Annotated in this window: 9 protein-coding genes and 1 pseudogene; 5 read left to right on the top strand and 5 right to left on the bottom strand. The window is 70.5% G+C overall.

The window, feature by feature from the left end; all coding sequences use genetic code 11:
- A pseudogene (locus STRTUCAR8_RS40685) lies at window positions 1–244 on the top strand (fructose-bisphosphate aldolase); the annotation flags it as partial.
- A 100-nt stretch (window positions 245–344) separates the two neighbouring features.
- Here STRTUCAR8_RS40685 and STRTUCAR8_RS40680 read toward each other — a convergent pair.
- The gene (locus STRTUCAR8_RS40680) at window positions 345–2,066 is read right to left on the bottom strand and encodes a Stk1 family PASTA domain-containing Ser/Thr kinase (protein ID WP_006382223.1); all 1,722 of its coding nucleotides are present in this window, start codon (window positions 2,064–2,066) and stop codon (window positions 345–347) included.
- A 351-nt stretch (window positions 2,067–2,417) separates the two neighbouring features.
- Here STRTUCAR8_RS40680 and STRTUCAR8_RS40675 point away from each other — a divergent pair, with 351 nt between their 5' ends.
- Complete coding sequence (locus STRTUCAR8_RS40675; RefSeq protein WP_006382226.1) at window positions 2,418–4,013, top strand: protein kinase domain-containing protein; 1,596 nt, start codon at window positions 2,418–2,420, stop codon at window positions 4,011–4,013.
- Window positions 4,014–4,170: 157 nt separating this feature from the next.
- Here STRTUCAR8_RS40675 and STRTUCAR8_RS40670 read toward each other — a convergent pair whose 3' ends face one another.
- The 3 genes from STRTUCAR8_RS40670 to STRTUCAR8_RS40660 form a co-directional block, all read right to left on the bottom strand.
- Complete coding sequence (locus STRTUCAR8_RS40670) at window positions 4,171–5,550, bottom strand: phosphotransferase (protein WP_006382222.1); 1,380 nt, start codon at window positions 5,548–5,550, stop codon at window positions 4,171–4,173.
- A 76-nt stretch (window positions 5,551–5,626) separates the two neighbouring features.
- Window positions 5,627–6,022 (bottom strand): pyridoxamine 5'-phosphate oxidase family protein, encoded by a 396-nt coding sequence (locus STRTUCAR8_RS40665; RefSeq protein WP_006382229.1) that lies wholly within the window; start codon window positions 6,020–6,022, stop codon window positions 5,627–5,629.
- A 138-nt stretch (window positions 6,023–6,160) separates the two neighbouring features.
- Window positions 6,161–6,856, bottom strand: coding sequence for a response regulator (locus STRTUCAR8_RS40660; protein ID WP_006382228.1), 696 nt, complete (start codon window positions 6,854–6,856; stop codon window positions 6,161–6,163).
- A gap of 321 nt (window positions 6,857–7,177) precedes the next feature.
- Between STRTUCAR8_RS40660 and pdhA the strand changes: the two genes are divergently transcribed.
- From pdhA to STRTUCAR8_RS40645, 3 genes are read left to right on the top strand one after another with little or no spacing between them, the layout of a single operon-like run.
- Window positions 7,178–8,497 carry a pyruvate dehydrogenase (acetyl-transferring) E1 component subunit alpha gene (gene pdhA, locus STRTUCAR8_RS40655; protein ID WP_006382221.1) on the top strand — a complete coding sequence of 440 codons (1,320 nt, stop codon included), beginning with the start codon at window positions 7,178–7,180 and terminating at the stop codon, window positions 8,495–8,497.
- 2 nt (window positions 8,498–8,499) lie between these two features.
- The gene (locus tag STRTUCAR8_RS40650) at window positions 8,500–9,525 is read left to right on the top strand and encodes an alpha-ketoacid dehydrogenase subunit beta (RefSeq protein WP_044473744.1); all 1,026 of its coding nucleotides are present in this window, start codon (window positions 8,500–8,502) and stop codon (window positions 9,523–9,525) included.
- A 10-nt stretch (window positions 9,526–9,535) separates the two neighbouring features.
- The gene (locus STRTUCAR8_RS40645; protein ID WP_006382227.1) at window positions 9,536–10,999 is read left to right on the top strand and encodes a dihydrolipoamide acetyltransferase family protein; all 1,464 of its coding nucleotides are present in this window, start codon (window positions 9,536–9,538) and stop codon (window positions 10,997–10,999) included.
- Window positions 11,000–11,085: 86 nt separating this feature from the next.
- Here STRTUCAR8_RS40645 and STRTUCAR8_RS40640 read toward each other — a convergent pair whose 3' ends face one another.
- The gene (locus STRTUCAR8_RS40640) at window positions 11,086–12,039 is read right to left on the bottom strand and encodes a BRO-N domain-containing protein (RefSeq protein WP_044473743.1); all 954 of its coding nucleotides are present in this window, start codon (window positions 12,037–12,039) and stop codon (window positions 11,086–11,088) included.
- Window positions 12,040–12,165: the final 126 nt, after the last annotated feature.

The raw sequence follows: 12,165 nt of genomic DNA, 5'->3' as shown, positions 1-12,165 counted from the left end.
GAACAGCCCCATCCCCGTCCTCGCGGCCGGCGATCCACCGGACGGCTCCGACCTCGTCGAGTACGGCACCGCCGTGATGGCCGCCGGCTGCCGGGGCCTGGCCGTCGGGCGCCGGATCTTCTCCTCCCCCACGCCCGCCGCACTCGTCTCCCGTCTCTCGGCGGTCGTGCACGGCGGCAACACCGATCTCTCGCACGGTATGCGCATGGCCAACTACTCGACGATCGTGGCAGGAGTGGCATGAGGTTCGCTTGGATCGACCTGCGAGAAGTCCCCCGTCCGCAGCTCCAGGCGGTGGTGGACGCGGCAATCCACGCCCGGCCGCTCCATGAACAACCGCCGGCTCAGGACGGGTTGCCCGACGACACGCTCAGTTCGATCACCGGCATGTCCTCCGGGTCGACGTCAGTGCCCGCGGAGGGGAACTGGTCCGTGACCGTGTCCTTGCCAAAGGTGTTTTCGTCGACCCGTGTGACCTTCATCCGCCAGCCGGCCGCCTGGAAGCAGGCCTTGACCGAGGTCAGGTTCTTGTAGCGGAAGTCGGGCAGCTGGACCTTGTCCGGGTCCGTGTACGACTCCTGCGCCTCGGCGCACTTGTCCTCTTCGATCGTCTTGCTCAGGTCCGGCCCTTTGTAGTCGCCGCCCGAATCCGCACCCGGGTCCGTTCCCGTTTCGGCCGTCTGTGAGGCCGAGGCGCTCGCGGAGCTGTCGCTGCCGGTCCCGCCGCCGTTGTCGGTGGTGTCCCCGCCCAGCTTCAGGGCCAGGAGCAGCCCGCCGACGGCGACGAGGGCGACGACGATCGAGCCCACGATCACCGGCGTGTTGCTCTTGCGTCCTCCTCCGGAGGAGGACGGGGACGCCGGCGCCGGGGAGTACGCGACCGGCGGCGTGTGCTGCGACGCGTACGCGCCGGGCGCCTGGTACGCGGCCTGCTGCGGATAGCCGTACGCCGGGGCCGGCGTCTGCGGGGGCGTGGGCGCAGGTGTGTACGCCGGAGGCGGAGTGGTGCCGTACGGATTCGGGTGCTGCGGATTCGCGTGCTGCGGGTACGGGGTCGGCTGGTACGGGGTCTGTACGGGGTTCGGCGGGGCCGGGGTCGACTGGTCGACCGGCGGGAACACCGCGGAGGCGACGCCCGCGCCGCTCTGCGCGGGGGTACCCGGAACGATGTTCGGGGCGGCCGGCTGGAGGGAGGCGGCCACGCGCAGGCACTCGTCGCGCATGGCGACGGCGCTCGGGAAACGCTCGTTCGGGTTCTTCTTCAGTGCCCGGTTGACGAGTGCGTCGACCGCCGGAGGGAGCGCCCGGTTGACCGAAGAAGGGGCGACCGGCTGCTCCTGGACATGCGCGTACGCGATCGCGAGCGGGGAGTCCGCGTTGAACGGCAACCGCCCGGTGACCAGTTGGAACAGCATGATGCCGACCGAGTAGAGGTCGGAACGGGCGTCCACGGCCCGGCCCAGCGCCTGCTCCGGGGAGAGGTACTGCGGAGTGCCGACGACCATGCCGGTCTGCGTCATCGACGTGACGCCCGACTGCATGGCGCGGGCGATGCCGAAGTCCATGACCTTGACGACACCGCGTCTGGTCACCATCACGTTGCCCGGCTTGATGTCCCGGTGGACCAGGCCCATCTCGTGGCTGATCTCCAGCGCCGCCAGCACGTCCGCGGTGACCTTGAGCGCCTTGTCGGCGGGCATCGCCCCGAACTGCCGCAGATCCGCGTCGAGAACGGAACCGAGCGGCTCCCCCTCGACGTACTCCATGACGATGTACGGGGTCATGGTCCCGGCAACGTCGTCCTCGCCGGTGTCGAAGACCGAGACGATGTTCGTGTGCGTGAGCTTGGCCACGGCCTGGGCCTCGCGGCGGAACCGCTCACGGAAGGCCTGCTCACGGCCCAGTTCGGTGTGCAGTGTCTTGACCGCGACCTGCCGGTCCAGGACCGAGTCGTACGCGAGGTGCACCGAGGCCATGCCGCCCTCGCCGAGCAGATCGCGCAGCTGGTAGCGCCCGCCGGCGAGCGCGTGCCCCGCGTACCGGCCGTGTGCGCCGTCCTGGCTCATGTCTCAGCGTCCCCCGAGCTTCTCCACAGCCAGACGTGATCGATTGGCTGATTCCGGGCCAAGTCTGCCGGAGGGCACTGACACGTCAAGCGCGGTGCCCGTTCCGTGACCGTACGGGAAGGAAGCGTCGCGGAAGCGTTACAGGTGCTGTGCGGACGGGGCACGCAATTTGCACGACCCTACCCGCAACGGGTTTGATGACCGGTCCGCCCGGGACCCGTACCCGGGCTCCTCCCGGAGCTCCTCCGGGAGCGCCTCCCGGACCGGAGGCTTGCGTAAAGGCTGTAGCGTGGCCGACGGAGACCGTAACAACACCGCGCGCACCGCGGGCAGAAACGACGGCGAGGACTGATGGCACAGCAGCGCGCTCAGGGCCCGTCCGACCCCGAGGCGGCTGGCGGCGGTATGTCAGACGCGCCTGAGTTGTGGGGCAACGGCGGACTGGTCGGGGACGGCCGGTACCGGCTCACCCACAGACTCGGCCGGGGCGGCATGGCAGAGGTGTTCGCCGCCGAGGACGTGCGGCTCGGGCGGACGGTCGCGGTCAAGCTGCTCCGCGCGGACCTCGCCGAGGACCCGATCTCCAAGGCCCGCTTCACACGCGAGGCCCAGTCCGTCGCCGGGCTCAACCATCACTCGATCGTCGCCGTGTACGACTCCGGCGAGGACACCCTGCCCAATGGCGGCTTCACCGCGAGCGGCGCCCAGTCCGTCCCGTACATCGTGATGGAGATCGTCGAGGGGCGCACCATCCGCGACCTCCTCATCAACGCCGAGGCGCCCGGGCCCGAGCAGGCCCTGATCATCGTCTCCGGGGTGCTGGAAGCGCTTGCCTATTCGCATCAGCACGGCATCGTGCACCGCGACATCAAGCCCGCCAACGTGATCATCACGCACGGCGGCGCGGTGAAGGTCATGGACTTCGGCATCGCCCGCGCGCTGCACGGGGCGTCCACGACGATGACGCAGACCGGCATGGTCATGGGCACGCCCCAGTACCTCTCCCCGGAGCAGGCCCTCGGCAAGGCCGTCGACCACCGCTCCGACCTGTACGCCACCGGCTGTCTGCTGTACGAACTCCTCGCGCTGCGGCCCCCGTTCACCGGCGAGACCCCGCTGTCCGTGGTCTACCAGCACGTCCAGGACATTCCGGTGCCTCCGTCCCAGGTCTCGGAGGCGGCGCCGCCGGAACTCGACGGGCTCGTCATGCGTTCCCTCGCCAAGGAGCCGGACGACCGTTTCCAGACCGCCGAGGAGATGCGCGGTCTCATCCAGTACGGCCTGCAGATGCTGTACGACCAGGGCAGCCACACCGGCACCTGGAACACCGGGCCCGTGGACATGCACGAGGGCCGGCACACCCCCTCGGGGGGCTTCGCCGGGACCGCGGTGATGAACCACCCCGGTGAGCAGGCCGGCACCACCCAGATCCCCCAGCAGATCCTGCCCGCCGGGTACGGCGGCGGGGACGACGGCGGTTTCGAGGGACACGGCAACCGGGGCGGCGGCCGGGGCAAGCTGTGGATACTGGCCTTCTTCGCCGTGATCGCCATCGCGGCGGGCGTCGCCCTCGCCGTCCAGAACGGCAAGGGCACGGGCGGCAGCACCGGCACCTCGGAGTCGCCGACCACCTCGCAGTCCCAGCAGACCGACGACTCCACGGCCAGCCCGACCGACGAGGCCTCCGAGGAGACGTCGGACACCGCCACGGACGACGGCAGCGGCTCGGGGACCGGGTCCGAGTGGACGCCGTCGCCCACGCCGTCGCAGTCGACCGGCGAGGCGACCCCCTCCACCGAGCCGTCGCCCACGCCGTCGGACGACCCGACGACCACGCAGCCGTCGATCTCGCCGTCGCAGTCGACCGGCGCGGCGACTCCGTCGTCCGAGACGTCAGGGGACACCGGGGAGGAAGACGGCGGTACGGAAGGCGGCACCACTCCCTGACCCGCCGATCGGCCTTCCGGGTGAACGAACCGGCGGCGGGTTGACGGAAAGCAGTCTCCACGCGCGCGTGCGGCCCGAAGAGGGCTTCACGCGCGCGTGCCGTTTCCGGGCAGGCGGGCGACTGTACCGGTCGGCGGAGCCGGCCCCTCGGCGGCCGTCAGTCCACGAAAGCCCCGCACACCACGTCGTACTCGCGCGTCCACCACACCGCGAGCGCCGAGGCGGCCGGGAACTGGGAGTCGGCGCGGGTGTCACCCCGCTCGTAGTGCCAGCGCAGCATCCAGAAGTCGTTGAGGCGCTCCCACCACACCCGGTGTACGGCGGCTGCCAGTTCGGAGGGCGTGGCCCCCGCGGCACGCCGGTACGCGCGCGCGTACGCCCGTGCCTTGGGCAGGTCGAGCGTGCCGGCGGGACGTACGAAGAAGATCGCGGCGGCGCGTACGGCCTCCTCCGCGCGGGGCTGCACCCCGAGCCGGTCCCAGTCGACGATCGCGGCCGGGGCGTCCCCCTTGTAGAGCAGGTTGAACGGGTGGAAGTCGCCGTGCACCCAGCCCACGGAGCCGCCCGGCGGGGGCCGTCGGTCCGCGTGCTGTTCCAGCAGCGCGCGCCGTTCCAGGAGCCGGTGGCGGGCCAGTTCGTCGAAGGCGTCGGTGGGGCGGTGGCGGCGGACATGGGCCAGGAGGTCGTCGATGAGCGCGAAGGTGTCGGCGGGGTCGGCCGAGGGGGCCTGCAGTGGCTGCCCGGTGGAGTGTCCTGAGTGGTCGGTGGGACGGGCGCCAGGTGGGTGTTGCGGGGGCGCGACGGGGATGCCGTGGGTGAGGGCCTTCGCGCGGCCCGCGACAGGGTTGGCGGCCCGGCCGGTGGACTCGCCCTGTCGGGTGGCGTCCCGGGGGTGGACGACGGTGATCGGCCGACCGGGTTCTTCCTCCCGGTCGGCCCGTCCCGGCCGGACGAACCCGTCGGCGACGCCCTGTTCGTGGGCCCGCCCTCGATCGGCGGTCACTCGCTGCGGGGCTCCCCGCTCCCGTCCGCCGGACCCTTCCGCCGTTCCGTCCCCTTCCGTCCTCCTGTCCCCGTGCTCGTCCGGCGCCCGGCCGCGGGTCGGCATGACCCGTTCCAGGCTCGCGTGGACCACGCCCAGCAGCGCGCCCAGCCGGCCGCACTGGACGGTGCTGAGCTGGCCGCCGTGGCGGTGGCGGCCGTCGATCCAGGGGTGCAGGGCGTAGGCGTTGCCGCCGACGACGGCGACCGTACGTCCGTCGCGGCCGGGCAGCGGCGGGGCCACCGGGACGCCGAGATCCGCGAGGCGCTGGGTCGCCCGGTGCTGACGGGCGATGGCGGCGGGGTCGGCGGTCTCGGGGTCGAAGTGGTGCTTCAGGAAGTAGTGGCCGCGCGTGGTGGCGAGCCGGTAGCCGCGGTTCAGCAGCCCTTGGTCGACGGGCTCGCAGGTCAGCGCGGACCCGGCGGCGTACTGGCGGAGGAGGGCGCCCAGAGGGGGCGCATGGGATGCAAGGGGTGGTACAGATGAGCGCGGCACGCGCCAGATGGTAGGGCACGAGCCGGGCGTGTGAGCGGGGCGCTTGTCGCAGGCAGTCACAGGTGACCACAGAAAGTCACGGCCAGTCGGTTTCGATCACCGAGTGCACTGTCGCGAACTGGGGTTCGACTCGCAGATAGACGGGATCGAAGGGAACGCCGTCCACCAAGCGCGGTGCGGGGCCGAACCGGTCGAGTTCGGCGGGGGTCGGCTCGACGGCGGCACACTCCCCGACGACCTGCACGGACCAGGACCGACTCCGCGCGGAGGGGACATCGGCGCCGTACGCGACGACACCGCCCACGCACGCCCGGTGGTAGCCGTGCCCCTTGTGCAGGCGCAGCAGGACCTGGCCGTCCACCACGATGTGGCGGGCGGACGCCAGGAAGGGCAGCGCACGCATGCTGGTCGCGACCCGGCCGTGCTCGACCCGGCCGAGGAGATCGGCGGCGCGCTGTTCGTCGGTCGGCATGCACTCAGGTTGCGTGACGGGAGGCCGGGCACACCAGGGGCGCTCGCCCCGAGAAGAGAGGCCTAAAGTCCCGATTCGGGTGTTCCGGTGGCGCGCCCGGCCTCGGGATGTCCCAGGTCCCGTGGAAATCCTGGCCTCTCAGAACCCCTGCCGCTGCTCGTGCTGTCCTTGCCGCCCGTGCTGTTCCGCCTGCATCCGCGCCACGTACGCCGCCGCCTGTGAGCGCCGCTGCATGCCCAGCTTGGACAGGAGTCCGGACACGTAGTTCTTGATGGTCTTCTCCGCCAGGTGCAGCCGTTCGCCGATCTCGCGGTTGGTGAGGCCCTCGCCGATCAGGTCGAGGATCCGGCGCTCCCGCTCGGTGAGGTCCGCGAGCCGCTCGTCGCCCTTCGGGCCGCCGCCGTCCCGCAGCCGCTCCAGGACGCTGGCGGTCGCGACCGGGTCGAGCAGGGACCTGCCGGCGGCCACGTCCCGCACGGCCGCCAGTAGTTCATGTCCGCGGATGGCCTTCAGGACGTACCCGGAGGCGCCCGCCATGATCGCGTCGAAGAGCGCCTCGTCGTCGGCGAACGAGGTCAGCATCAGGCACTTGACGCCCGCGTCCTGGGAGCGGATCTCGCGGCACACCTCGACGCCGCTGCCGTCCGGGAGCCGTACGTCCAGGACGGCCACGTCCGGGCGGGTGGCCGGAATCCGTACCAGCGCGTCCGCCGCCGTCCCGGCCTCGCCGACCACCTCGATGTCGTCCTCGACCGAGAGCAGTTCATGGACTCCCCGGCGGACGACTTCATGGTCGTCGAGGAGAAATACGGTGATTTTTCCGTCTTCGGGCACACGGACAGTCTCACATACCGGCTCTTCCCGTGAGCTGGGTCAGCGGGATAACGTGCCGTTGTTCCGGCCCCCTGCAAGGCTGTGACCAGGGCCCCTTCCCGACTTGCTCAATTTACTTGGATTTCCAAGCAAAATCGCAGGTCAGGGGGGTTTCATAGAAATATGGCGCACTGGGTAACGTGATGCTTGCGGGACGCTCGCCGGAACGCCTGTCACGCCTGTTCCCGGCCGAGTGGCACCCACCCCGTGCACGGGTATCGGGAACAGGTGACCGCACTGGTTACCCGGCAACCCCGGGGCCGGACCGACGGAGGAGTACACGTGACCGTGGAGAGCACTGCCGCGCGCAAACCGCGACGCAGCGCCGGAAGCAAGACCGGTACCACCCGCACCACCGCGCAGAGCGCCGACACGCCGGCCGTCGACGCCCAAGCCACGGCCGCGCCGCCCGCCACTGCCACCGCGACGAAGGCCACGGCCGCGAAGCGCGCCCCCAGCAAGCGCGCGGCAGCCAGAAAGCCGGCCGTGAAGTCCGCCGAGAAGCCGGCGGGGACGGGCGCCGATCCGGACCTCGTCCAACTGCTGACCCCCGACGGCAGGCGCGTCAAGAACGCCGCCTACGACCCGTACGTCGCCGCCCTCACCCCCGACGACCTGCGCGGCCTGTACCGGGACATGGTGCTGACCCGCCGCTTCGACGCCGAGGCCACCGCCCTCCAGCGGCAGGGCGAACTGGGCCTGTGGGCCTCGCTGCTCGGCCAGGAGGCCGCCCAGATCGGCTCCGGCCGTGCCACCCGGCCGGACGACTACGTCTTCCCGACCTACCGCGAGCACGGCGTCGCCTGGTGCCGGGACATCGACCCGACCAACCTGCTGGGCATGTTCCGCGGGGTGAACCACGGCGGCTGGGACCCCAACACCAACAACTTCCACCTCTACACGATCGTCATCGGCTCGCAGACCCTGCACGCCACCGGCTACGCGATGGGCGTGGCCAAGGACGGCGCCGACTCCGCGGTCATCGCGTACTTCGGGGACGGCGCCTCCAGCCAGGGCGACGTCGCCGAGTCCTTCACCTTCGCCTCGGTCTACAACGCCCCCGTGGTGTTCTTCTGCCAGAACAACCAATGGGCCATCTCCGAGCCGACCGAGCGCCAGACCCGCGTCCCGCTCTACCAGCGCGCGCAGGGCTACGGCTTCCCGGGCGTACGGGTGGACGGCAACGACGTGCTGGCGGTCCTCGCGGTGACGAGGTGGGCCCTGGAGCGGGCCCGCAGCGGCGAGGGCCCGACGCTGGTCGAGGCGTACACCTACCGCATGGGCGCCCACACCACCTCCGACGACCCGACCCGCTACCGTCACGACGACGAGCGGGTGGCCTGGGAGGCGAAGGACCCGATCGCGCGTCTTCGGACGTACCTGGAGGCCTCAAACCACGCGGAAGAGGGATTTTTCGCGGAACTGGAGACCGAAAGCGAGTCGTTGGGCAGGCGAGTACGCGAAGTGGTCCGTGCGATGCCCGACCCGGACCCCTTCGCGATGTTCGAGCACACCTACGCCGACGGGCACGCGCTCGTGGACGAGGAGCGGGCCGAGTTCGCCGCCTACCAGGCGTCGTTCGCAGATGTGGAGGGGGCATGACCATGGCGGCTGAGACAGTGGCTTCGACGAACGAGGCGCCGAAGACCGTGACGTCCAAGAGCATGGCCCTGGCCAAGGCGATCAATGAATCGCTGCGCAAGGCCCTGGAGTCGGACCCCAAGGTCCTCATCATGGGTGAGGACGTCGGCAAGCTCGGCGGAGTCTTCCGGGTCACCGACGGTCTGCAGAAGGACTTCGGCGAGGACCGGGTCATCGACACCCCGCTCGCCGAGTCGGGCATCGTCGGCACGGCCATCGGCCTCGCCCTGCGCGGCTACCGCCCGGTGGTCGAGATCCAGTTCGACGGCTTCGTCTTCCCGGCGTACGACCAGATCGTCACCCAGCTCGCGAAGATGCACGCGCGCGCCTTGGGCAAGATCAAGCTCCCGATCGTCATCCGCATCCCCTACGGCGGCGGCATCGGTGCGGTCGAGCACCACTCGGAGTCCCCGGAGGCGCTCTTCGCGCACGTGGCGGGCCTCAAGGTGGTGTCCCCGGCCAACGCGTCGGACGCGTACTGGATGATGCAGCAGGCCATCCAGAGCAACGACCCGGTGATCTTCTTCGAGCCGAAGCGGCGCTACTGGGACAAGGCCGAGGTCGATGTCGAGGCCATCCCCGGCCCGCTCCACAAGGCCCAGGTGGTCCGCCAGGGCACCGATCTCACCCTCGCCGCCTACGGCCCGATGGTGAAGCTGTGCCTGGAGGTCGCGAACGCGGCGGCCGAGGAGGGCCGGTCCCTGGAGGTCCTCGACCTCCGGTCGGTCTCCCCGCTCGACTTCGACTCCGTCCAGGCCTCGGTCGAGAAGACCCGCCGTCTGGTCGTGGTGCACGAGGCACCGGTGTTCTTCGGTTCGGGCGCGGAGATCGCGGCCCGGATCACGGAACGCTGCTTCTACCACCTGGAGGCACCGGTGCTCAGGGTCGGCGGCTATCACGCCCCGTACCCGCCGGCGCGCCTGGAGGAGGAGTACCTACCGAGCCTGGACCGGGTGCTCGACGCCGTCGACCGCTCGCTGGCGTACTGAGGAGAGGGACGTGACGACGATGACTGACGCGTCCGTTCGCGAGTTCAAGATGCCCGACGTGGGCGAGGGACTCACCGAGGCCGAGATCCTCAAGTGGTACGTCCAGCCGGGCGACACCGTCACCGACGGCCAGGTGGTGTGCGAGGTCGAGACCGCCAAGGCGGCCGTCGAACTGCCCATCCCGTACGACGGGGTCGTGCGCTCACTGCACTTCCCCGAGGGCACGACGGTCGACGTGGGTACGTCGATCATCGCGGTCGACGTGACGGGCGGGGCCGGGGCCGCGGTGGAGGCCGAGGCCCCCGTTCAGGCCGAGGCACCCCGGGCAGCGCCCGAGGAGGCGAAACCGCCGGCCCGCCAGCCGGTCCTCGTCGGCTACGGCGTGGCCGTCTCCTCGACCAAGCGCCGACCCCGCAAGGGCGCAGACATCCCGGCCCAGGAGGTCGCGGCGGCGGTCCAGCACGAGCTGAACGGCCACAGTGGGCGGGTGGAGTCGACCAACGGCCACGGCGCCCTCACCGGCCCCGGCCTGGCAGGCCAGGCGCTCCTGGCCGCGGTGACGGCCCGTCCGCTCGCCAAGCCGCCGGTGCGCAAGCTCGCCAAGGATCTCGGCGTCGACCTGGCGACGGTGACACCGTCGGGCCCCGACGGCGTCATCACGCGCGAGGACGTGCACGCGGCGGTGGCCCCGACGGCCCCCGAGCCGGTGAGCACGGCACCGGCCGTCCCGGCGGCTCCGGCCCCGGCGGCCACGTACGACGGCGCACGGGAGACGCGCGTCCCGGTCAGGGGCGTACGGAAGGCGACCGCGGCGGCGATGGTCGGCTCGGCGTTCACGGCGCCGCATGTCACGGAGTTCGTGACGGTGGACGTGACGCGCACCCTGAAACTGGTCGAGGAGCTCAAGGCGGCCCCCGACTCCTACGGGCTGGCGGGGCTGCGGGTGAACCCGCTGCTCCTGATCGCCAAGGCCCTGCTGGTCGCGATCAAGCGCCACCCGGACATCAACGCGTCCTGGGACGAGGCGAACCAGGAGATCGTGCTCAAGCACTACGTCAACCTGGGCATCGCGGCGGCCACCCCGCGCGGTCTGATCGTCCCGAACATCAAGGACGCCCACGACAAGACGCTCCCGCAACTGGCGGAGGCGCTCGGCGAGTTGGTGTCCACGGCCCGGGACGGAAAGACCTCTCCCGGCGCGATGCAGGGCGGCACGGTGACGATCACGAACGTCGGCGTCTTCGGCGTCGACACGGGCACGCCGATCCTCCCTCCCGGTGAGGCCGCGATCCTGGCGGTCGGCTCGATCAAGCTCCAACCGTGGGTCCACAAGGGCAAGGTGAAGCCCCGTCAGGTGACGACCCTGGCCCTCTCCTTCGACCACCGGCTGGTGGACGGGGAGCTGGGGTCCAAGGTGCTGGCGGACGTGGCGGCGATCCTGGAACAGCCGAAGAAGCTCATCACCTGGGCGTGACGGTCCCGGACGATATAGGTTGAAATCTGAAGGGACGGCCGCAAGTTCGGATTGCGGCCGCCCCTTCTGTTCTGTCCTCGGGTCGGTCAGGCGTGGTTCAGGACGTACACGGGCGCTCCGCCCTCCGCCCCGCCCTGCGAGCGGATGCAGGCGTGTTTACGCAGCATGCGGAGGCATTCGTTGACACGGTGCACCGACAGCCCCGTACGGGCGGCGATCGATTCGAGCGGCTCCCGGAGTTCACCCTTCTCGACAAGAACCGGGGCGATGACGACGGCCACCGTCCACACGTCCTCCGTCACCGACAACCGGTGCCGCCAGTCGGCCAGTACGGCCTCGGTGGTGGGAGCGGTGGCTGTGGTGGGCGTCGGCCGAGTGGCGAACAGGACGTCGAGCCCGTTCGCGATGCGGTCCATGGCCTGGGCGATGGCTTGCTGGGCCGTGAGCGTTTCGCGCTGCATCTCGACCATGGTCCGTTGCAGGGCGAGCGATTCGTGCTGGGCGACGGCGAGTTGCTCGTCCGCCTGAAGGTTGCGCTCTTCGAGCCGCACGATGGCTTCGGCGACCTGCTCCGGCATCGCGTAGGCGACGGGGGCGCCCGGCTCAGTGGGTTGCACCTCTGCCTCTTCGAGGGCGTAGGAACCCTCTCGCTGGACCGTCTCGATGACTTCGGCGGCCCACTGCTTGAAGGGGGCGCAGGCGGGTTTGGTGCAGGCGCTGACGAGGAGGATCAGGCCTTGGAGCGAGATGACATTCAGGTCTCGACGCCACTCTCTACCTGCGGGAATGCTGAGACCGTAAGCTCCAGTTACGGTCTCAAGAATCTCTCGGTGTCCCTCTGGGACATGGTCGGCGAGTGCCTGCCTCGAATTGGTGTGCCCGAGTTCCTTGCAGACATCCACCGCCGGAAACCAGTGAGTTCCGTCCGGCAGGGTCAGCCGGCGGACCCGGGCTCCCGTGGCCGCGTACACGAAGTCACTGACGTCGATCGCGTCGTACTGCGCCCGAGGGTTGGGCTGGTGCTTGCTGGGTTCGATCATGTGAACCACCTCCGCCGTGGAACCTAGGACGGCGAAAATCGAATATGCCAGCCAGGGCGAGGACGTTCACGTATCCGAGTGAGATGATCACGGATCCCGCCGCACCGGACCACCGAGGCGTGTAGG

It is taken from the genome of Streptomyces turgidiscabies Car8 (assembly GCF_000331005.1).
GTDB classification, from domain to species: Bacteria; Actinomycetota; Actinomycetes; order Streptomycetales; family Streptomycetaceae; genus Streptomyces; species Streptomyces turgidiscabies.
This window is presented reverse-complemented; position numbering and strand designations above follow the sequence as displayed.